This window comes from Amycolatopsis sp. FBCC-B4732, assembly GCF_023008405.1.
GTDB lineage: Bacteria > Actinomycetota > Actinomycetes > Mycobacteriales > Pseudonocardiaceae > Amycolatopsis > Amycolatopsis pretoriensis_A.
In genome coordinates this window covers 3,874,885-3,895,097 of sequence record NZ_CP095376.1, presented here as the reverse complement: position 1 = coordinate 3,895,097, position 20,213 = coordinate 3,874,885, and the positions used below count along the sequence as shown (strand labels likewise).

Below are 20,213 nucleotides of genomic sequence, written 5' to 3'. Positions count from 1 at the left end.
GAACGGCTGGTGTACGGGATGTGTCCTCGATCACACACCCGCTACCCTGGTCACGGCAAGGCAGGGCTCCTGGGACCAGCCGAATGCCCGGGGGGACACGGGGCAGGGGGAGTGACGTGGACAGGCGGACTTTCTTGCGGGTTTCCGGAGCGGTGCCGGTGGCGGGACTGGCCGGATGGCCGCCGCCGGACGACTGGGAGCGGCTGCGGAAGCGGCTCTCGGGGCCGTTGTTCCGGCCGGCCGACCCGGGGTACACCGAGGCCAAGCTGGGTTTCTTCACGATGTACGACGACCGGATGCCCGCCGCGGTGGTGGGGGCCGCGCGCGTCGAAGACGTCCAGGCGGCCCTCGGTTTCGCGGCGCGGCACGGGCTGCCGGTCGCGGCCCGCGGCGGCGGGCACAGCTACCCCGGCTATTCCACAGTGGACGGCGGGATCGTCGTGGACCTGAGCCGGTTTTCGGGCGTCGAGGTGCGCCCGGACGGCCGCGCGGTGATCGGCGCCGGCGCCCGGCTGGGCCCGATCGCCACGACGCTCGCCGCGGCCGGGCGGGTGCTCCCGGCGGGCAGCTGCGACACGGTGGGCATCGCCGGGCTCGCCCTCGGCGGCGGCGTCGGCCTGCTCGACCGCGCGTACGGGCTGACGTGCGACCACCTGGAGGCCGCGCGGATCGTCACCGCCGACGGCCGGGCGCGCACGGTGTCGCGCTCGGCGGAGCCGGATCTGTTCTGGGCGCTGCGCGGCGGGGGCGGCGGCAACTTCGGGATCGTCACCGGGTTCACCTTCCGGACCGTCCCGATCGCCGACGTCGCCACCTTCAAGCTCACCTTCCCGGACGGCACGCAGACCGCGCTGTTCGCCGCGTGGCAGGACTGGCTGCCCGCGCAGCCGGACGCGCTGTGGTGCGGGGTCAACATCGACGCGGTCACCGCGAACGCCAGCGGCACGTTCCTCGGCACCGAAGCCCGGCTGAAGGAGCTGCTCGACGACCTGGTCCGCCGCGTCGGCACGCCACCCGCCGAGCGGGGCGCGCGCGTGCTCGACCACGTGAGCGCGATGCGGTCGTTCGACGAGCCGGAAGCCCGGCCGGGGGCGGCCGCGGCGCGGGCGGCGTACGTCGGGACGTCGCGGATGCTGCTGCGGCCAGCCCCCGATCCGGCCGCGGTCGTCGAGCTGCTGGTCGCCGACCCGAAGGTGGGCACGCTCATCGACTCCGCCGGGGGCGCGATCGCCCGCGTCGGCGCGCGCGAGACGGCGTTCCCGCACCGCTGCGCACTGGCCAGCTTCCAGTTCCTGCACGGCGCGGCGCCCGCGGACGGCGGTGAAGCGGGGGCGAGGCGGGCGCTCGCCGCGGTGCGCGACGGGCTCGGGCCGGAGTTCGGCACCACCGGGTACGTCAACTACCTCGACCCGGAGATGCCTGACTGGGCCGAGGCGTACTACGGGGTGAACCTGCCCCGGCTGCGCGCCGTCGCCCGGAAGTACGACCCGCGAGGAATTTTCGCTTTCCCGCAAGGACTTTCGGAACCCCGCTCGACCGTCCACATCGGAGCGACTTAGACTTCGCGGAATTCACGCAGAGAGGCAGCGCGTGCTCGATCTGGCATTCTCCACAGAGGACCTGGCGCACACCCGGTTCGCGTTCTCCCCGGCGTGGGAGATCGTCGCGAGCGTCCGCGTCCTCAACCAGCCGGGCGCGCACGCGCTGCACCTGCCGTGGGTCAAGCGCGCCACCGCGGCGCTCGACGAAGCCGAGCTGGACATCGGGCTGCTGCGCGACCTCGTCCCGCTGCGGCACCTGCCCGGCTTCCTGGCCGGCACGCCGGCGACGCCCCTGCCGGAGCTGGCCGACGAGCTCGCCGACCTGCGCGACGTCCCCGCCCGCCTCGTCCGGCGCGAGCTGGACGCGATGGCCGGGCCGCGGTCGACGGCGCTGAACCGCTTCCACCGCGACCCCGAAGCCGGCCTCGAGCGGCTCGCGACGGTGATGGAGCGGTACTGGGACCTCGTGCTGGCGCCCGACTGGCCGCGGATCCGGGCGCTGCTCGAGGCCGACGTGCTGCACCGGTCGCGACTGCTCGCCCAGGGCGGGGCCGCCGAGCTGTTCAACGACCTCACCCCGCTGGTCCGCTGGGAGGGCGGCACGCTCACGGTCGCGCACCGGCACCTGCACGCCGCGGTGCCGCTGGACGGGCGCGGTCTGGTGCTCGTGCCGTCGGCGTTCGTCTGGCCGAGGGTGTTCTCCAAGACCGACCCGCGCTGGCAGCCGGTGCTGCGCTACCCGCCGCGGGGGATCGCGACGCTGTGGGAGACCGGCACGGCCGCCGCGCCCGCGGCGCTGGCCCGGGTAGTGGGCCGCGGCCGGGCGATGCTGCTGGCCGAGCTCGCCGCGCCGGCGTCCACCGCGGAACTGGCCCGCCGGACCGGGCTGACCGCCGGCGCGGTGTCGCAGCACCTGGGCGCGTTGAAGGCCGCGGGCCTGGTCAGCGGGCACCGTGCCGGACGTCACGTGCTCTACGCACGCACCCGGGCGGCGGAAGTCCTGGTCGGCGGCGTGCCGGAAGTGGACTGCTGAGATAGCCGCGCACTGGCCTGCCTGAAGGGTCCACCGCCGACCTACCCTCGGATTCGTCACCCTCTGTTCTTCTTGTGGAAAGGCGCAGTCGTGTCCGAGCAGCAGACCACCGTCCAGTCCGTCACCGGCACCGCCAAGGTGAAGCGCGGCATGGCCGAGATGCTCAAGGGCGGCGTGATCATGGACGTGGTCACCGCCGACCAGGCCAAGATCGCCGAAGACGCCGGCGCGGTCGCGGTGATGGCCCTCGAGCGCGTGCCCGCCGACATCCGCGCCCAGGGCGGCGTCGCCCGGATGAGCGACCCCGACCTGATCGACGGCATCATCGAGGCCGTCTCGATCCCGGTCATGGCGAAGGCCCGCATCGGCCACTTCGTCGAGGCGCAGGTCCTGCAGTCCCTGGGCGTCGACTACATCGACGAGTCCGAGGTCCTCACCCCGGCCGACTACGCGAACCACATCGACAAGTGGGCCTTCACGGTCCCCTTCGTCTGCGGCGCGACCAACCTCGGCGAGGCCCTGCGCCGCATCACCGAGGGCGCGGCGATGATCCGCTCCAAGGGCGAGGCGGGCACCGGCGACGTCTCCAACGCGACCACCCACATGCGCAAGATCCGCGGCGAGCTCCGTCGTCTCCAGTCGCTGCCGGAGGACGAGCTGTTCGTCGCGGCCAAGGAGCTGCAGGCCCCGTTCGAGCTGGTCCGGGAGGTGGCGCAGGCGGGCAAGCTCCCGGTGGTGCTGTTCACGGCGGGCGGGATCGCGACCCCGGCCGACGCGGCGATGATGATGCAGCTGGGCGCGGAGGGCGTGTTCGTCGGCTCGGGGATCTTCAAGTCCGGCAACCCGGCCCAGCGCGCGGAGGCGATCGTGAAGGCGACGACGTTCTACGACGACCCGGACGTGCTGGCGAAGGTTTCGCGCGGACTGGGCGAGGCGATGGTGGGGATCAACGTGGAGGAACTGGCGGAGCCGCACCGCTTGGCTGAGCGCGGCTGGTGAGCTGAGGCTGTCGGCTGACGTCGGAGAAGCCCCGCGGCCGGTCGGCTGCGGGGCTTCTCGCTGTTACGAGGTCTCGACGACTCGCCAGCTGAAAGTGACGTGCGGGGCGACGTAGGGGCCTTGGGTCTGCTCGTGCTGCACGTCCAGAATCTCGACCACTGCGAGCCTGCCGTGCTCATTCATGAGGACCACGATCTGCCCGACTCGGGCAACGACAGTACGTCCGGGTGTGAGGTGCTGTTCCAAGTCCGAGTCGGCCCCGCACTGGCTGACTTCAAAGGCGAATTCAGCGATACCCAGGCCCCAGCGGAACACCGGCTCGGGCGCGTCTGCGAACCTGAAGCGGGTCTGTCCCCTCAGTGCTGGGCTCCGGTACTGAGAGGGCTCGCCCTTCAGTGCCTGTTTCTCGAGGCGCGCCGCACGCTCGCGCAAGGTGGCGATCGGCGTCTCGCTGTCGCGGTTCACCGGCAGTCCACCGACCCAGCGCCAGAGGTCCTCGACCTGTTCCGAGCCGGGAAAGTCATCGACGTCCGGCTCGTCGCGGTTGAAGGGAAACCCCTTCGGTTCCTTGTCTGCGAGCCAGGCGGGAAGCTGTTTCCCGGAGTTGCCCTTGAACAGCACCGAGAGGTCGCCGCAGACCTCGGAGATCCAGCGATTCTCTGCGTGACGCCGGAATCCGGCGAAGTATCCGCCCGTTCACCGTAGTTTTCGTCGACGACCAGGAGCACGTGCGTGGCTTCGGTGACGCGCCGCATGAAACCGGTCAGGCTGTCGCCGTAGTCGACGTTGGCGTCGACGAGGACGTCGTACCCGATCGCCTTCAGGTGGGCGGCGAGCAAGCGCACCCATTCCCGGTGCTCGGCCGAGGTCCGCGCGTACGAAATGAACAGATCGGCGCCCAATCGCGTCGCCGGGTGCGGCTGGTGACTCACACGTACTCCGAAATCTCCACCCCGTAAGTACCCGGCTCCAGGGCCTCGAAGATGTGCGGCACATCGCCCGGATAAGAGATGTAGTCCCCGGGCAAAAGCTCCTCCGGCTCGTCCAAAACGCCCACCCGCGCCCGGCCCGCGCAGAGGACGATGTGCTCGACCACCCCCGTCATGTGCGGGTCGCTGCGGCGCGGGGTGCCCGGCTCGCCGCGGACGATGTAGATGTCGCGGCGGGCGCCCGTCGGGCACGCCGACAGCAGGGTGCACGCGTAGTCGGCGTGTTCGGCGAACACCGTCGGGCCCTTGCCCGCGCGGACCACCCGGACCTTCGGCCGCTCCGGCTCGACCAGTCGCGAAAACGGGACGTCGAGGGCGACGCCGAGGGCCCACAGCGTCTCGACGCTCGGGTTGCCCGTGCCGGACTCGAGTTGCGACAGCGTCGACTTCGCCAAGCCCGCGCGCTTCGCCACCTCGGTCAGGGAGAGGCCGGCGCGGGTGCGTTCGCGGCGCAGCGACGCCGCGATGATGTCGAGGGGTGCGCCCGTGGGGGGTGGTGCCATTCCGTTCGCTCCATCGGTCTTTTTGTTCGCCTTGACGAACGCCGGTCCGAGTGTTCACTATAGAACACATGCGTTCGATCTGGCGAACACTCGATCGGGGCCTCGCCCGGGACATCGGCCTGGTCTGCGCCGCCGATTGTCTCGTGGGTGTGTCCTACGGTGCCATCGCGGTGAGCTCCGGCTTCCCGTTGTGGCTGCCCATGCTGATGTCGCTGCTGGTGTTCGCCGGCGCGTCCCAATTCATGTTCGTCGGGATCGTGGCGGCCGGCGGCAACCCCTTCGCCGCCGTGCTCGCCGGGCTGCTGGCCAACGCGCGGCACCTGCCGTTCGGGTTCGCGATCGGTGACGTCCTGGGCAAGCGGTGGCCCTCCCGGCTGGTCGGCAGCCACCTGATGATCGACGAATCGGTCGCGTTCGCGCTGGCCCAGCGCGAGGCGCACCAGCGCCGCGCGGCGTACTGGGCCTGCGGGATCGGCCTGTTCGCCTGCTGGAACGGCGGCGTCGTCGCGGGGGCCTTCGCGGGTCGGGCGATCAGCGACACCGACGTCTTCGGCCTCGACGCGGCGTTCCCGGCGGTGCTGCTGGCCCTGGTGCTCCCGGCGTTGCGCGACCGGGCGGCGCGGCTGCCGGTGCTGACCGGGGTGGTGGTCGCGCTGGCCGCGACGCCGTTCCTGCCCGCCGGGCTGCCGGTGCTGCTGGCGCTCGCGGGCGTCCTGGTGGGCGTCGCGGCCAAGGAGCCCGAACTGCAGGAGGCGCACTGATGGACGGCGTGGAGCTGCTGGCCGGCACGGTGGTGCTGGCGCTGGGGACGTTCGCCTTCCGGTTCGCCGGCCCGGTGCTGCGCAGCCGGGTGAAGCTGTCGCCGAAGGCCCAGCGGCTGATGGCGCTGGCCGCGGTGGTGCTGCTGGCGGCGCTCGTCGCGGTCAGCGCGCTGACCGAGGGGCACGGGTTCGCGGGCTTCGCGCGGCCGGCCGGGGTGCTGGTGGCGGGCGTGCTGGCGTGGCGGAAGGTGCCGTTCGCGCTGGTGGTCGTCGCGGCCGCGGCGACGGCGGCCCTGCTGAGGCTGGCCGGGATCCCCTGAGCCGCGCACCTATGACGTGAACGACTCTTTCCTGTCACCGGACGCGGTGAACGACCCTTTCATGACGTTCGCGGACCGGGGCTGACCTGCCGTGGAGGCGGGGAGCGCGTGCGTCTAGGCTGGTGGGAAGGTCTTTCGGGAGGTCGGGTGTCGGAACCGGTCGTCGGTGTGCTCGCCATGCAGGGTGCCGTGCGCGAGCACGTCGCGATGCTGGCCGAAGCGGGGGCGCGGGCCGTGCCCGTGCGCCGCGCCGCGGAACTGTCCGAAGTGGACGGTCTGGTGCTGCCCGGTGGCGAGTCGACCACGATGTCGCGGCTGCTCGAGACGTTCGAGCTGCTCGAGCCGCTGCGCGCGCGGATCGCCGAGGGCATGCCCGCCTTCGGCTCGTGCGCGGGGATGATCCTGCTGGCGCGCCAGACCCTCGACGGGCGGCCCGACCAGCAGCAGCTCGGCGGGCTCGACGTCGTCGTCCGGCGCAACGCTTTCGGCAGGCAGGTCGACTCCTTCGAGGCCGACCTCGACTTCGCCGGGATCGACGAAGGAGTGCACGCCGTTTTCATCCGGGCCCCGTGGGTCGAGAAGGCCGGGGACGGCGTCGAGGTGCTGGCCACGGTCAGCGGCGTGCCCGGCGTGGCGGAGGAAGCCGCTAGGATCGTCGCGGTCCGGCAAGGGGCGGTGCTGGCGACCGCGTTCCACCCGGAACTGACGCCCGACGTGCGGGTGCACCGGCTGTTCGTCGACCTCGTGCGGAAGGCAGCCTGAGACGCGGTGCCCGGCCGGGGTACGGAACAGATGGAGGAGAGATGAGCGGCCACTCCAAGTGGGCCACCACGAAGCACAAGAAGGCCAACCTCGACGCGAAGCGCGGCAAGCTCTTCGCGCGGTTGATCAAGAACATCGAGGTGGCCGCCCGCACGGGCACCGGTGGTGGCGACCCGGATGGCAACCCCACGCTCTACGACGCCATCCAGAAGGCGAAGAAGAACTCGGTCCCGCAAGACAACATCGAGCGCGCCCGCAAGCGCGGCGCCGGCGAAGAGGCGGGCGGCGCCGACTGGCAGAACATCACGTACGAGGGCTACGGCCCCAACGGCGTGGCGGTGCTGATCGAGTGCCTCACCGACAACAAGAACCGCGCCGCGATGGAGGTCCGCACCGCGCTCACGCGCAACAACGGCTCCCTCGCCGACCCGGGCTCGGTCGCCTACATGTTCACCCGCAAGGGTGTCGTGATCATGCCCAAGGGCGACGCGTCCGAGGACGACGTCCTGATGGCGGTCCTCGACGCGGGCGCCGAAGAGGTCAACGACCTCGACGAGAGCTTCGAGATCGTCTCCGAGGGCGGCGACCTGGTCCCGGTGCGCAAGGCGCTGCAGGAGGCGGGCTTCGAATACGAGTCGGCGGAGCTGACGTTCCTCCCGTCGGTCAGCGTCCCCCTGGACGCCGACGGCGCGAAGAAGGTCTTCAAGCTGATCGACGCCCTCGAGGACTGCGACGACGTCCAGAACGTGTACGCGAACTTCGACGTGTCGGACGAGGTGCTCGCCGAAGTCGGCTGAGTTTTCCCAAGCGCCGCAATGCCTTCGTGCCCGGGCCGGAAACTTTCCGGCCCGGGCACTGGGCTCTCGGGGTCTCGTCAGGCAGAATGTGCGCCGTGACCTCGACGACCCCCGCCACCTCCGCCGACCTCGCCGCCGAACTCACCCCCGACGAACAGCAGCTCGTCGAGTGGATCGAGGGGCAGGCCAAGGAACGCGGGAACGCCGTCGTCACCGTCGCCGCGGACGACGAGGGGGCCGGCTACTGCTTCACCGCCTGTGCGTGGGCGCTGCACAACGTGCCCGAGGCCGTCGTCGTCGGGCTGCCCGACCACATGGGCGCCGTCCTGCTCGACGCCTACGTCGACCGCGCGGCCAACGGTGAGATCTTCGAGGTCGGCAAGCGCTACGACGACTTCTTCGACGGCGTCCCGGTCGTGCTCGAGCGGGTCGACAAGGGGCACTACCCCGAGTACTTCGGCACCGCGTTCCTCATCTACCCCGACGGCGACTTCCCGGCCCTGCAGCTGATCGTCGCGACGCCGGAGGGCAAGTTCCCCTGGCACCCGGACGCGCCCGAGGGCTTCGCGCGGTGGCAGCCGGTGCTGACCGGGAGCGGCGACCCCGAAAGCTGGACCCCCGGCGTCGACGGTCCCTAGAACTTCCGCAGGTCGGCGGCGGCTTCCGGGTATCGCAGCGCCAGGTCCGCGGCGGCCGCGAACTCCACGCAGTCGTCGGTGTAGGGCGGCACGACGACCGTCCCCAGCAGGCTCCACGCGCCGCGCGTCACGGTCGCCTGCCACGTCCCGGCGGGCACGACGACCTGCGGGCGTTCGCCGGCGGCGACGTCGGTTCCCAGCACCGGCCGCTCGACCGAGCCGTCCGGGTGCAGCAGCAGCATCGCGGCCGGCGCCCCCGCGTGGTGGGCGTACACCTCGACGCGGTCCAGCCGGTGCGGCGCCGAGAACTCGGGCGCCACGAGCAGGTAGTAGATCGCGGACCCGGTTTCCGAGCGCCAGCTCTGCGCCCACCGCCCGCCTTCGACGGGCAGCGGCTGAAGACCCAGGTGGGTGACGAAATCCGACGGCTCCGGCATGTCACCCATCCTGCCGGAGCCCGCGCCCAGTAGCCTGCCAACTCGAACGGATGTTCGCGGCGGAGGGAAAATCGGGTGCGGGTGCTCGGGGTCGACCCCGGTCTGACCAGGTGCGGCCTGGGGGTGGTCGACGGCGGCAAGGGCCGGGCCGTCCGCTGCGTCGCCGTCGACGTCGTGCGGACCCCGCCCGACGCCGACCTGGCGCACCGCCTGCTCGGCATCTCCGACGAGGTCGAACGCTGGATGGACAGGTACAAGCCGGCCGCCGTCGCGGTCGAGCGCGTCTTCGCCCAGCACAACGTGCGGACGGCGATGGGCACCGCGCAGGCGGGCGGGGTGGTCGCGCTCGCGGCCGCGCGCCGGGGCCTGCCCGTCGTGTTCCACACGCCCAGCGAGGTCAAGGCCGCCGTCAGCGGGTCGGGCCGCGCGGACAAGGCGCAGGTCACCGCCATGGTGATGCGGCTGCTCAACCTCGAAGTCGCGCCGCACCCCGCCGACGCCGCCGACGCCCTCGCGCTGGCCATCTGCCACCTCTGGCGGGAGCCGATGCGCGCGCGGCTGGCCGAGGCCGAAGCCCGCGCCGCCGAGATGGCCCGCACCCACAAGGCCCGCCTCGCCGCCGCGGCGAAACAAGCGAAGAACCCAGGAGCAGCACGATGATCTCGTCGGTACGCGGAGAAGTCCTCTCGGTCGGCCTCGACCACGTCGTGGTCGAGGTCGGCGGGGTCGGCTTCGCCGTGCAGGCCACCCCGGCGACGCTGGCGACCCTGCGCCGCGGCGAAGAAGCCCGGCTGCACACCGCGCTGGTCGTGCGCGAGGACTCGCTGACGCTGTTCGGGTTCGCCGACGCCGACGCGCGCGAGCTGTTCGGGCTGCTGCAGACGGTGTCCGGGATCGGGCCGCGGCTCGCGCTCGCCACCCTCGCCGTGCTCGACCCGGACAAGCTGCGCGGCGCGCTGGTCGAAGGCAACATCACCGTGCTCACCTCGGTGCCCGGCATCGGCCGCAAGGGCGCCGAACGGCTCACCCTCGAACTGCGCGACAAGGTCACCGCGCTCGGCTCCGGCGACGCGCCCGCGGTCACCGCGCCCGGCGCGCTGCGGGTCGAGGTCGTCGAGGCGCTGGCCGGGCTCGGGTTCCCGGCCAAGCAGGCCGAGCAGGCCGTCGACAAGGTCCTCGCCGACGGTGACGGCCACACGACGGCGAGCGTGCTGCGCGCTTCGCTGGCCACCCTCGGCCGGAAGCGGTAGGCGCGGCCGTGGAGTATGAAGCCGTGGAGGAAGACGAAGCCCTCTCGGCGTGGGCCCAGACCGGCGAGGAGACCGTCGAGGGCACGCTGCGGCCGCGCAAGCTCGACGAGTTCGTCGGCCAGCCGCGCGTGCGCGAACAGCTGGAGCTGGTGCTGGAGAGCGCGCGCCGCCGCGGCGTGCCGCCCGACCACGTCCTGCTGTCCGGCCCGCCCGGGCTGGGCAAGACGTCGATGGCGATGATCGTCGCCGCCGAGCTGGGCGCGGCCATCCGGATCACTTCGGGCCCGGCGCTCGAACGCGCCGGCGACCTCGCCGCGATGCTGTCGAACCTCGCGCCCGGGGACGTCCTGTTCATCGACGAGATCCACCGGATCGCCCGCCCGGCCGAGGAAATGCTCTACCTGGCGATGGAGGACTTCCGGGTCGACGTCGTCGTGGGCAAGGGGCCGGGCGCCACCAGCATCCCGCTGGAGATCGCGCCGTTCACGCTGGTCGGGGCGACCACGCGGTCGGGGTCGCTGACCGGGCCGCTGCGCGACCGGTTCGGCTTCACCGGCCAGATGGAGTTCTACACCGACACCGAGCTGGAGCTGGTCGTCCGCCGCGCGGCGACGATCCTCGACATCCCGATCGACCGCGACGGCTGCCAGGAGATCGCCGGCCGCTCGCGGGGCACGCCCCGGATCGCGAACCGGCTGCTGCGGCGCGTCCGCGACTACGCCGAGGTCCGCGCGGACGGCAAGGTGACCGTCGAGATCGCCCGCGCCGCGCTGGCCGTCTACGACGTCGACGAACTCGGCCTCGACCGGCTCGACCGCGCCGTCCTCACCGCGCTGACCAGGTCGTTCGGTGGCGGACCGGTGGGTATTTCGACGCTGGCGGTGGCCGTGGGGGAGGAGGCGACGACCGTGGAAGAGGTGTGTGAGCCCTACCTCGTGCGCGCCGGTATGCTCGCCCGCACCCCGCGGGGCCGGGTCGCCACGGCGGCTGCCTGGGAGCACCTCGGCATGGTGCCGCCCGCCGACCACCCGGGGCGCCCCGACCCGGGCGGGCTCTCGTCGTTCGAGCAGGACTGAGCGGTGCGGAACCGGCGGGTGGGTGCTGGCGTCCGCGCTGGTACCTGGCACACTTGACAGGAGCACATACCCAAAAACCGGACATTTCGGCTGGGCCCGAGAGTCCGTCGAACGGAGAAACATGCAACAGCTATTGCTGCCCCTGCTGCTCGTGCTCGTCCTCGCGGTGCCGCTGGTCATGAGCACGCGCAAGCAGAAGAAGCAGCAGGCCGCGCAGCAGGATCTGCAGAACAGCCTGGCGCCCGGTGACCGCGTGATGACCACTTCGGGTCTCTACGGCACCGTCGCGGACACGTCCGGTGACACCACGATCGACATCGAGATCGCGCCCGGCGTCGTCACCACCTGGCTGCGGCTCGCGGTCCGCGAGAAGGTCGAGCCGGTCGTCGAGACCGACGAGGACACCACCGACGAGGCCTCGGCCCCCGCCGAGGAGTCGATCATCGAGTCCGGCGCCGACGTCAAGACCGAAGAGCCGCAGACCACCGCGCAGGTGGCGCCGCCGCTGGAGCACGGCAAGAAGTAACCCCGCGCTCGCTCCGGGCACGCGGCGAAAACCCCGACGAAAGTCGGTGTGGCCTGCAACGCCGGGCTCACGCAGCACCGAGTAGTGTCTCGGTGCTGCGTGCGTGTCCGCCGTCATACCCGCGCCCGGGAGTGAATCGCACACAGTCCCTCCCGGTAACCCTCCGGGCGGGCACCGCAACGTTGGGGTCCACCCCGTCCGAGGAGACCGAAGCACCGTGGCAGCTTCAGCCGGGCATCTCCGCCCGGGACGCTATCTCGCCCTGTTCGCCCTGATCGTGATCGTGCTGTACGCACTGGTGTTCCTCACCGGCAACCACAAGCCGACCCCGAAGCTGGGCATCGACCTGCAGGGCGGCACCCGGGTCACGCTCACCGCCCGCACCCCCGACGGCGGCCAGCCGACGCGGGAGTCCCTGAACCAGGCGCGCCAGATCATCGAACGGCGCGTCAACGGGATCGGCGTCGGCGGCACCGAGGTCCTCCTCGACGGCAACAACGTCGTCATCACCGTTCCCGGCGAGCAGGGTGACCAGGCGAAGAACCTGGGCAAGACCGCGAAGCTGGGCTTCCGGAAGGTCGTCGCGAACGCGACCCAGCCGGTCGTGCCGCCGCAGCCCACGAACCCGCCGCCGGCCACCGGCACGCCGACCTCGGGCACCCCGAAGCCCGGCGCGCCGAGCAGCTCCGCGCCGGCCGCGACGTCGAGCGCGCCCCCGTCCAGCCCGGCCGCCGGTGGTGGCGGTGCCGCCGCCGCGCCCGCGCAGCAGCAGAGCACCACGCCGGCCCCGCCGAGCAGCAGCGCCACGCCGCCGCCGTCGAGTCAGGCCCCGGCCCCTTCGGACGGCTCGATCGACGCCGAGACGGCGAAGGAGATCCAGGCCGCGAAGGCGGTGCGCCAGGACCCGAAGCTGATCGGGGCCGACGGCCAGGCCAACCAGGAGCTCGTCGCGAAGGCGATGGCGTCGCTGACCTGCTCGCCGAACGCCAAGGACCCCCTCGAGGGCAACGACGACCCGAAGCTGCCGCTGGTCGCGTGCGGTGACCACGACACGTACAAGTACCTGCTGGAGCCGGAGTTCCTGCCGGGCACCGAGATCGCCGACGCGACCTCGGGCTACGACCAGCAGCGCGGCCAGTGGGCCGTGAACCTCAGCTTCAAGGCCGAGGGCACCAAGATCTGGGCGGACTTCACGTCGAAGAACGTCAGCCAGCAGGCCCAGGCCGCGTTCGTGCTCGACACGCAGGTCGTCTCGGCACCGGCCATCCAGGCCGCGATCCTCGACGGCAACACCCAGATCACCGGCAAGTTCACGCAGACCGAGGCGAAAGACCTCTCGGACATCCTCAAGTACGGCTCGCTGCCGCTGTCGTTCGCCTCTTCGGACGCGACCACGGTGTCGGCGACCCTCGGCCTGGCCTCGCTGCAGGCCGGCCTGATCGCCGGCGGCATCGGCCTGCTGGTCGTGTTCGTCTACTGCCTGTTCTACTACCGCCTGCTCGGCGTGCTCACCATCCTGTCGCTGGCCCTGTCCGGCGCGCTGGTGTTCGCCGTGCTGGTGCTGCTCGGCCGCTGGATCGGCTACACGCTGGACCTCGCGGGCATCGCCGGTCTGATCATCGCCATCGGGATCACGGCGGACTCGTTCGTCATCTACTTCGAACGGCTCAAGGACGAAATCCGGGAGGGCCGGACGTTCCGGTCCGCGGTGCCGCGCGGCTGGGTCCGCGCCCGGCGCACCATCCTGGCCTCGGACGGCGTGAGCTTCCTGGCCGCGGCCATCCTGTACGTCATCGCGGTCGGCGACGTGCAGGGCTTCGCGTTCACCCTCGGCATGTCCACGGTGCTCGACCTCGTCGTCGTGTACCTGGTGACGCACCCACTGGTGGCCATGGTCTCCACGTCCAAGAACGCGTTCCTGTCCAATCCGAGGCACCTGGGCCTCGGCGCCGTGCAGCAACTGGGTTCGCAGCGGAAGAAGTCGACCTCGGTCGGCCGCGCGAACGTGAAGGAGGCCTGACGTGGGGGTCGAAGAAGTGGGCACGGACGCCGAGGGCAACGCCAAGGCGGCGGTCAAGCCCGGCAAGAAGGAAAGCATCTTCCACCGGCTGTACGTCGGCACCGGCGCGTTCGACGTCGTCGGCAAGCGCAAGCGCTGGTACATGTTCTTCGCCGCGCTGGTGCTGATCTGCCTCGCGTCGATGGTCTTCCGCGGCTTCAACATCGGCATCGAGTTCGAGGGCGGCACGCAGATCCAGATGCCGGCCAACGGCATCCACGGCGTGATCAGCGAGGAGCAGGCCAAGGACTCGTTCCAGAAGGCGCTGGGCCGTCCGGCCTCGGAGACGCAGAAGGTCGGCTCGGGCGCCGCGTCGACCATCCAGATCCGCACCGACGCGCTGGACGCGGCCGACGTCGCGAAGGTCAAGCAGGGCCTGTTCCAGGACCTGGGCCCGAAGGGCACGAACGGCCAGCCGAGCGTCCAGGCCATCAGCGACAGCGCGGTGAGCGCGTCGTGGGGCGGCGAGATCTCGCAGAAGGCGCTGATCGCGCTCATCGTGTTCCTCGTCGCGGTCGTCATCTTCCTGGCGATCTACTTCGACCCGCGGATGGCCGCGGCGGCGCTCATCTCGCTGCTGCACGACATCCTGGTCACGGCCGGCGTGTACTCGCTGGTCGGCTTCGAGGTCACCCCGGCGACGGTCATCGGCCTGCTGACGATCCTCGGGTTCTCGCTCTACGACACGGTGGTGGTGTTCGACAAGGTCCGCGAGAACACGCGCGGCCTGCTCGGGCTGACCCGCCGGACGTACGGCGAGGCCGCGAACCTGGCGCTGAACCAGACCCTGATGCGGTCGTTCAACACGGCGTTCATCGCGCTGCTGCCGATCCTCGGCCTGCTGATCGTCGGGTACATCCTGCTCGGCTCGGGCACGCTGCAGGACCTGGCGCTGGTGCAGCTGACCGGCACCCTGGTCGGCGTGCTGTCCTCGGTCGCGCTGGCCACCCCGCTGCTGGTCGACTTCAAGATGCGCGACCCGAAGTACCAGCAGCAGGCCGAGCGCGTCCGCCAGCGCCGCGTCAGCCAGGCGCGCAAGGCGGCGGGCGACGAGGACTTCGACGCCACCGACGACGACGCCCTCGCGAAGGAACTGCGCAAGGAGAAGGCGTACGCGGCCGCGGCCAGCGTGCCCGCCCGGATCCAGAAGCAGCGCCCGGCGGGCAAGCGGAAGCGCTGACGTGGAGCTCGACGAGGCACTCGGCCTGATCGCCGAGGTGCCGGACTTCCCCGAGCCCGGCGTGCTGTTCCGCGACCTGAGCCCGCTCTTCGCGGACGCGGGCGCGTTCAAGGCGGTCACCGACGCGCTGGCGGACACGCTCGAACCGGGTGTGGAGGCGCTCGCGGGCGTGGAAGCCCGCGGGTTCCTCCTCGCCGCGGCCGTCGGGTACGCCCGCGGCCTCGGCGTGGTCCTGATCCGCAAGCCCGGCAAGCTCCCGCAGGTGGCGGGCCGGGTCGACTACGCGCTGGAGTACGGCACGGCGACGGTCGAGCTCCCGGCCGGCGTGGTCCGGCCGGGGCAGCGGATCGCCGTCCTGGACGACGTCCTGGCCACCGGCGGCACGGTGGCCGCGACCGGCAAGCTCCTGGAAGACGCCGGCGCGGTCGTCGACAGCGTCTCGGTGATCCTGGAGCTGGGTGCGCTGGGCGGCCGCGAGGTCCTCGGCGGCCGGAAGGTCCACGCGCTGCAGACCTGCTGACCCGGTCGTGAGTGTTGAGGGCGGTACCAACCGCCCTCGACACTCACGACCGGTGGAGCACGAAACTGCTGATCGGAGCCGTGGCATCCCCCTGAACGGGCGCACCCGACAGGGCTGCGAGGCGCAGCGGCTACCCTGGTGGTCCGAAGGCCGCACGAGCAGCAGGAGGTGCGGGTGAGCCAGGAGCTCGACGCCGCGGTGCCCGCGCACCAGGACGCCCAGCAAAACGGGCAGGCGGCGGCACAGCCCGCGCCGCCGAAGCCGAACGGCGCGGCGCCGAACCCGTCCGCGACCCGCCGCGTCCGGGCCCGCCTCGCCCGCCGGATCACCGCGCAGCGCGCCGCCCCGGTCAAGCAGGTCCTCGAGCCCCTCGCCGTCATCCACCGCGAGCTGCACCCCAACGGCGACCTCGGGCTGCTGCAGCGTGCCTACGACGTCGCCGAAGAACTGCACCGGAACCAGCGGCGCAAGTCCGGCGACCCCTACATCACCCACCCGCTCGCCGTCGCGACCATCCTCGCCGAGCTGGGCATGGACACCACGACCCTGGTGGCGGCACTGCTGCACGACACGGTCGAGGACACCGGCTACGCCGTCGAGAGCCTGAAGGCCGACTTCGGCGAGAAGGTCGCCGAGCTCGTCGACGGCGTCACGAAGCTGGACAAGGTCAAGCTCGGCACCTCCGCCGAGGCCGAGACCATCCGCAAGATGGTCATCGCGATGGCCAAGGACCCCCGCGTCCTGGTCATCAAGCTCGCGGACCGGCTGCACAACATGCGCACCATGCGCTTCCTGCCGCCGGAGAAGCAGGCCCGCAAGGCCCGCGAGACGCTCGAGGTCCTCGCCCCGCTCGCGCACCGGCTCGGCATGGCCACGGTCAAGTGGGAGCTCGAAGACCTCGCGTTCGCCATCCTGCAGCCGAAGAAGTACGACGAGATCGTGCGCCTGGTCGCCGACCGCGCGCCCTCGCGCGACATCTACCTGCGCTCGGTCATCACCGACCTGACCAGCAACCTCGTGTCGTCGCGGATCACCGCGAAGGTCGAGGGCCGGCCGAAGCACTACTACTCGATCCACCAGAAGATGATCGTCCGCGGCCGCGACCTGGACGACATCCACGACCTGGTCGGCGTCCGGATCCTGGTCGAGGACGTCCGCGACTGCTACGCGGCGATGGGCGTCGTCCACGCGCTGTGGCAGCCGGTGCCCGGCCGCTTCAAGGACTACATCGCGCAGCCGCGCTTCGGCGTCTACCAGTCGCTGCACACGACGGTGATCGGCCCGGACGGCAAGCCCCTCGAGGTGCAGATCCGCACCTACGAGATGCACCGCACCGCCGAGTACGGCATCGCCGCGCACTGGCGGTACAAGGAAACCAAGGGCACGCACAACGGCAACGCCGTGGACGTCGACGAGATGGCGTGGATGCGCCAGCTCCTCGACTGGCAGCGGGAAGCGGCGGACCCGGGCGACTTCCTCGAGTCGCTGCGCTACGAGCTCGCCTCGCGCGAGATCTTCGTGTTCACGCCGAAGGGCGACGTCATCACGCTGCCCGTGGAGTCGACGCCGGTCGACTTCGCCTACGCCGTGCACACCGAGGTCGGGCACCGCTGCATCGGCGCCCGCGTCAACGGCCGCCTGGTGGCGCTGGAACGCAAGCTGGAAAACGGCGAAGTCGTCGAGATCTTCACGTCGAAGGCGGAGAACGCCGGGCCGTCGCGCGACTGGCTGCAGTTCGCCGGCTCGCCGAAGGCCCGCGCGAAGATCCGGCAGTGGTTCGCCAAGGAACGCCGCGACGAGGCGATCGAAGGCGGCAAGGAAGCCATCACCAAGGAGATCCGCAAGGTCGGCCTGCCGATCCAGCGGCTGGTCTCCGCGGAGTCGATGGGCGCGGTCGCCACCGAACTGCGCCACGCCGACATCTCGTCGCTGTACGCGGCGGTCGGGGAGGGCCACACCAGCGCGAAGCACGTCGTGCAGCGGCTGGTCGCCCTCATCGGCGGGGTCGACGCGGCGGAGGAGGAACTCGCCGAGCGCGCGACGCCGTCGACGGTCACCCGCCGCCGCGGCTCCAACGACGTCGGTGTCGTGGTCAAGGGCGCCAGCGACGTCTGGGCGAAGCTCGCGCGCTGCTGCACCCCGGTGCCGGGCGACGAGATCCTCGGCTTCGTGACCCGCGGCGGCGGCGTCTCGGTGCACCGCACGGACTGCACGAACGCCGGCGACCTGCAGTCCCAGCCCGAGCGGCTGGTCGAGGTCGAGTGGGCGCCGTCGGCTTCGTCGGTGTTCCTGGTGGCCATCCAGGTCGAGGCGCTCGACCGCCACCGGCTCCTCTCGGACGTCACCAAGGTGCTGGCCGACGAGAAGGTCAACATCCTGTCGGCGTCGGTGACCACGTCCCGCGACCGGGTCGCGGTCAGCCGCTTCTCGTTCGAGATGGGCGACCCGAAGCACCTCGGTCACGTCCTCAAGGTGGTCCGCGGCGTGGAGGGCGTCTACGACGTCTACCGCGTGACGTCGGCTTCCTAGGTGTCCTGACCCGTGAGGTCGGAAGCGCGTGACGCCGTAGCTGGTGAAAAACGCCTGGGCGACCCCAGAACGCGACCGCGGTCTCCCGGGTCTCACCAGCGAGGATCTCGGTGGAGGCCAGGGGAGTGGTCGTCCACGGCGTTGTGCAGGCTGGCGTAGCCACGCCCGCGAGTGCGACCGTTGCGGCGGCCGGCGGCATCGTCGGCAGCGGGGCAGGATCCGGTGCACCGTCAGGGGTTCAGGGGCGAGCAGGTAGCCGATGCGGGCCAGTCCCCGGCCGCAGCACCCGGGCTTCGATCCCAGCGGCCGGCCCCTCGGGCGGCGGTGGAGACCGACACCTGGAACCGTTCCGCGGCCCGCCGCAGTGGTCACCCGTCCTTGACGATGCAGCGGACCAGGCACGGCCTCCCCGCACAAAAGTCCTAGGGCACCCACGACCCGTCGACGGCGATGCCGGCGGCCGCGGCGATCCGGTTGCGCGATTCCCGCAGCCGGGTGCGCAGAGCCGGTAAGTCGACACCGAGCAGTTTCCCGTCGCGCTTGACCGCTTTTCCGGCCACGAAGACGCTGTCCACCAGCCCGGGGTGCCCGGCGGCGACGATCGTGCCGACCGGGTCGGCGACGGGGAAGACCGACAGGTCCTCGGCGTCGAGCAGGACGAGGTCGGCGGCCTTGCCGACGGTGAGGCTGCCGGCGCGGTCCGCGCGCCCGCAGGCGCGGGCGCCGTCGAGCGTCGCGAACCCGAGGACGTCCCTCGTCGTGATGCGCCCGCGTTCGGCCGCCAACGCCGTGCGCATGGCGCCGAACAGGTCGCCGGCCGCGGACGGGCAGTCGTCGATCGACAGCGACGGCCGGAGCCCGGCGGCCAGCGCCCGGCCGGTGATCAGCGGCTCGAAGCCCATCTTCAGCTCGACGTCCGGGCTGATCGACACCGAGGAGCCCGCGTCGGCCAGCATCGCCAGCTGGTCGTCGGAAAGCCCGTTGCCGTGGACGACGGTCGTGCGGTCGTCGAGCAGGCCCCGCTCGCGCATGCCGTCGATCGGCCGGTCGCCGTGCGGCCAGCCGCCGGTGCCGTGGACGTGCAGGCTCACCCGCAGCCCGAGTTCCCGCGCCAGCGCGACATCCGCGGCAGTATCGTCCATTGTGGACACCGCCGGCCCGCGCAGGCCCAGTGCCATGTCCTCGCCCGGCAGCACCTCGCGGACGCGCCGGATCTCCGGCTCGATGTCCGGCCCGTCGGCGCCGTAGCAGAAGATCGAATGGCCGGGCGCGTCGCGCAGGGCCTGGATCGCGGCGTCGGCGTTCTCCGGCCGGAAGGCGCAGTGGAACCAGTCGAGCACGGTCGTCACGCCGGAGCTGAGTGCTTCGAGCCGGCCGAGGAGGTTGCCCAGGTAGACGTCCTCCGGCCGGTAATGGGGCTTGAGCGTGCCGTGCACGGCGACGCGGTACTGGTCGAACGTCCAGTCGGCGCCGAGGCCGCGGAACGCCGTCTGCCAGGTGTGGCGGTGGGTGTCCACGAGGCCGGGCAGCACGATCTTGCCCGTGGCGTCGACGACCTCGGCGCCGGTCGCGTCGATCGCCGGGGCGACGGCGGCGATCCGGCCGTCTTCGATGAGCACGTCGCCGCGGGGAAGCGTGCCCACGGCGGGATCCACGCTGACCACCAGGCCGCCCCGAACCAGAGTCTTCATCGGTGTCCTTCCCCAAGAGTTGACGTGTCAACTCTAGCGTAGACTGACGGCATGGCGGGCATGAGTGCGGCGGACTGGGCGTTCTGGGACACCTGGATGCGGGCCCAGCGCGTGCTCGTCCGCGAACTCGACCAGGGGCTGCAGCGCGACTGCGGCATCTCGAAGGCCGAGTTCAGCGTGCTGATGACGCTGGGCCGCCCGATGCGCGTCGGCGAGCTCGCCGACGCGCTCGACTGGGAGAAGAGCCGCGTCTCGCACCTGTTGACACGCATGGAGAACCGCGGGCTCGTGGCGCGGATCGAGGATGGCGCGACCGGCCGCCGCACCGGCGTCGAGCTGACCGCCGAAGGCCGCCGCACGGCCGAACGCGCCACCCGTGCGCACGGTGGCAACGTCCGCCGGCTCGTCCTCGACCAGCTCAGCCCCGGGCAGGCAATGGCCATCCGGGAGTGGGCCGAGCAGCTGATCGAGCGCGCCGAACGCGGTTAGCGCAATTGCCGCAGGCACGTGTCCGGGAATTGTCATTCGACGATTCCCGGAACCGCGCGACCACGGTGTAAATGCCCTCCCCGGAAACCACACCCGCATGCTACGGTCGGCAA

The 20,213-nt window shown here is 71.5% G+C and carries 21 protein-coding genes and 2 pseudogenes; 17 read left to right on the top strand and 6 right to left on the bottom strand.

Annotated features, from left to right (window positions below; all coding sequences use genetic code 11):
* The first annotated feature begins 116 nt into the window (after window positions 1–116).
* The 3 genes from MUY14_RS16735 to pdxS all read left to right on the top strand — a co-directional run bounded on the left by MUY14_RS16735 (window position 117) and on the right by pdxS (window position 3,573).
* A complete protein-coding gene (locus tag MUY14_RS16735) occupies window positions 117–1,559 on the top strand; it encodes an FAD-binding oxidoreductase (RefSeq protein ID WP_247023930.1) in 1,443 nt (480 codons plus the stop codon).
* Window positions 1,560–1,590: 31 nt separating this feature from the next.
* Window positions 1,591–2,574, top strand: a complete 984-nt coding sequence (locus MUY14_RS16730; RefSeq protein WP_247023929.1) for a DUF5937 family protein — start codon at window positions 1,591–1,593, stop codon at window positions 2,572–2,574.
* A gap of 90 nt (window positions 2,575–2,664) precedes the next feature.
* Window positions 2,665–3,573, top strand: a complete 909-nt coding sequence (gene pdxS, locus MUY14_RS16725) for a pyridoxal 5'-phosphate synthase lyase subunit PdxS (RefSeq protein ID WP_281506306.1) — start codon at window positions 2,665–2,667, stop codon at window positions 3,571–3,573.
* Between the two features lie 63 nt (window positions 3,574–3,636).
* On the opposite strand, the gene MUY14_RS16720 is transcribed toward pdxS, so the two are convergent.
* The 3 genes and pseudogenes from MUY14_RS16720 to MUY14_RS16715 all read right to left on the bottom strand — a co-directional run bounded on the left by MUY14_RS16720 (window position 3,637) and on the right by MUY14_RS16715 (window position 5,065).
* On the bottom strand, window positions 3,637–4,194 hold the full coding sequence (locus MUY14_RS16720) for a hypothetical protein (RefSeq protein WP_247023928.1): 558 nt from the start codon (window positions 4,192–4,194) through the stop codon (window positions 3,637–3,639).
* A gap of 77 nt (window positions 4,195–4,271) precedes the next feature.
* A pseudogene (locus MUY14_RS47300) lies at window positions 4,272–4,505 on the bottom strand (toll/interleukin-1 receptor domain-containing protein); the annotation flags it as partial.
* A complete protein-coding gene (locus tag MUY14_RS16715) occupies window positions 4,502–5,065 on the bottom strand; it encodes a helix-turn-helix domain-containing protein (protein ID WP_247023927.1) in 564 nt (187 codons plus the stop codon). The gene MUY14_RS16715 and the pseudogene MUY14_RS47300, both read right to left, overlap by 4 nt.
* A gap of 68 nt (window positions 5,066–5,133) precedes the next feature.
* Between MUY14_RS16715 and MUY14_RS16710 the strand changes: the two genes are divergently transcribed.
* The 5 genes from MUY14_RS16710 to MUY14_RS16690 all read left to right on the top strand — a co-directional run bounded on the left by MUY14_RS16710 (window position 5,134) and on the right by MUY14_RS16690 (window position 8,343).
* Window positions 5,134–5,826 (top strand): AzlC family ABC transporter permease, encoded by a 693-nt coding sequence (locus tag MUY14_RS16710; protein WP_247023926.1) that lies wholly within the window; start codon window positions 5,134–5,136, stop codon window positions 5,824–5,826.
* Window positions 5,826–6,146 carry an AzlD domain-containing protein gene (locus MUY14_RS16705; RefSeq protein WP_247023925.1) on the top strand — a complete coding sequence of 107 codons (321 nt, stop codon included), beginning with the start codon at window positions 5,826–5,828 and terminating at the stop codon, window positions 6,144–6,146. The genes MUY14_RS16710 and MUY14_RS16705 overlap by 1 nt, the downstream gene beginning before the upstream one ends.
* 147 nt (window positions 6,147–6,293) lie before the next feature.
* Window positions 6,294–6,908 (top strand): pyridoxal 5'-phosphate synthase glutaminase subunit PdxT, encoded by a 615-nt coding sequence (pdxT, locus tag MUY14_RS16700; RefSeq protein WP_281506305.1) that lies wholly within the window; start codon window positions 6,294–6,296, stop codon window positions 6,906–6,908.
* Between the two features lie 41 nt (window positions 6,909–6,949).
* The gene (locus MUY14_RS16695) at window positions 6,950–7,705 is read left to right on the top strand and encodes a YebC/PmpR family DNA-binding transcriptional regulator (RefSeq protein ID WP_155549612.1); all 756 of its coding nucleotides are present in this window, start codon (window positions 6,950–6,952) and stop codon (window positions 7,703–7,705) included.
* Between the two features lie 86 nt (window positions 7,706–7,791).
* Window positions 7,792–8,343, top strand: coding sequence for a DUF4262 domain-containing protein (locus tag MUY14_RS16690; protein WP_247023924.1), 552 nt, complete (start codon window positions 7,792–7,794; stop codon window positions 8,341–8,343).
* Here the strand turns inward: MUY14_RS16690 and MUY14_RS16685 are convergent.
* On the bottom strand, window positions 8,340–8,780 hold the full coding sequence (locus tag MUY14_RS16685) for a cupin domain-containing protein (protein ID WP_247023923.1): 441 nt from the start codon (window positions 8,778–8,780) through the stop codon (window positions 8,340–8,342). The two genes, MUY14_RS16690 and MUY14_RS16685, sit on opposite strands and share 4 nt — an antisense overlap.
* Before the next feature lie 75 nt (window positions 8,781–8,855).
* Here MUY14_RS16685 and ruvC point away from each other — a divergent pair, with 75 nt between their 5' ends.
* The 8 genes from ruvC to MUY14_RS16645 all read left to right on the top strand — a co-directional run bounded on the left by ruvC (window position 8,856) and on the right by MUY14_RS16645 (window position 17,920).
* Window positions 8,856–9,440: a crossover junction endodeoxyribonuclease RuvC gene (gene ruvC / locus MUY14_RS16680; protein ID WP_247023922.1), complete on the top strand. Its 585-nt coding sequence runs from the start codon at window positions 8,856–8,858 to the stop codon at window positions 9,438–9,440.
* Complete coding sequence (gene ruvA / locus MUY14_RS16675; RefSeq protein ID WP_247023921.1) at window positions 9,437–10,030, top strand: Holliday junction branch migration protein RuvA; 594 nt, start codon at window positions 9,437–9,439, stop codon at window positions 10,028–10,030. The genes ruvC and ruvA overlap by 4 nt, the downstream gene beginning before the upstream one ends.
* An 8-nt stretch (window positions 10,031–10,038) precedes the next feature.
* Window positions 10,039–11,106 (top strand): Holliday junction branch migration DNA helicase RuvB, encoded by a 1,068-nt coding sequence (ruvB, locus tag MUY14_RS16670; RefSeq protein ID WP_247023920.1) that lies wholly within the window; start codon window positions 10,039–10,041, stop codon window positions 11,104–11,106.
* Window positions 11,107–11,227: 121 nt separating this feature from the next.
* Window positions 11,228–11,632: a preprotein translocase subunit YajC gene (gene yajC / locus MUY14_RS16665; RefSeq protein WP_247023919.1), complete on the top strand. Its 405-nt coding sequence runs from the start codon at window positions 11,228–11,230 to the stop codon at window positions 11,630–11,632.
* Window positions 11,633–11,849: 217 nt separating this feature from the next.
* A complete protein-coding gene (gene secD, locus MUY14_RS16660) occupies window positions 11,850–13,652 on the top strand; it encodes a protein translocase subunit SecD (protein WP_247023918.1) in 1,803 nt (600 codons plus the stop codon).
* A gap of 1 nt (window position 13,653) precedes the next feature.
* Window positions 13,654–14,871: a protein translocase subunit SecF gene (gene secF, locus MUY14_RS16655; RefSeq protein WP_247023917.1), complete on the top strand. Its 1,218-nt coding sequence runs from the start codon at window positions 13,654–13,656 to the stop codon at window positions 14,869–14,871.
* A 1-nt stretch (window position 14,872) separates the two neighbouring features.
* Window positions 14,873–15,391: an adenine phosphoribosyltransferase gene (locus MUY14_RS16650; protein ID WP_247023916.1), complete on the top strand. Its 519-nt coding sequence runs from the start codon at window positions 14,873–14,875 to the stop codon at window positions 15,389–15,391.
* A gap of 174 nt (window positions 15,392–15,565) precedes the next feature.
* Window positions 15,566–17,920, top strand: coding sequence for a bifunctional (p)ppGpp synthetase/guanosine-3',5'-bis(diphosphate) 3'-pyrophosphohydrolase (locus MUY14_RS16645; RefSeq protein ID WP_247023915.1), 2,355 nt, complete (start codon window positions 15,566–15,568; stop codon window positions 17,918–17,920).
* 40 nt (window positions 17,921–17,960) lie between these two features.
* Here the strand turns inward: MUY14_RS16645 and MUY14_RS47295 are convergent.
* Window positions 17,961–18,318, bottom strand: a pseudogene (locus MUY14_RS47295) (hypothetical protein); the annotation flags it as partial.
* A 24-nt stretch (window positions 18,319–18,342) separates the two neighbouring features.
* Complete coding sequence (locus tag MUY14_RS16635) at window positions 18,343–19,611, bottom strand: amidohydrolase family protein (protein WP_247023914.1); 1,269 nt, start codon at window positions 19,609–19,611, stop codon at window positions 18,343–18,345.
* Window positions 19,612–19,662: 51 nt separating this feature from the next.
* Between MUY14_RS16635 and MUY14_RS16630 the strand changes: the two genes are divergently transcribed.
* Window positions 19,663–20,100, top strand: coding sequence for a MarR family winged helix-turn-helix transcriptional regulator (locus MUY14_RS16630; protein ID WP_247023913.1), 438 nt, complete (start codon window positions 19,663–19,665; stop codon window positions 20,098–20,100).
* The last annotated feature ends 113 nt before the right edge of the window (window positions 20,101–20,213 follow it).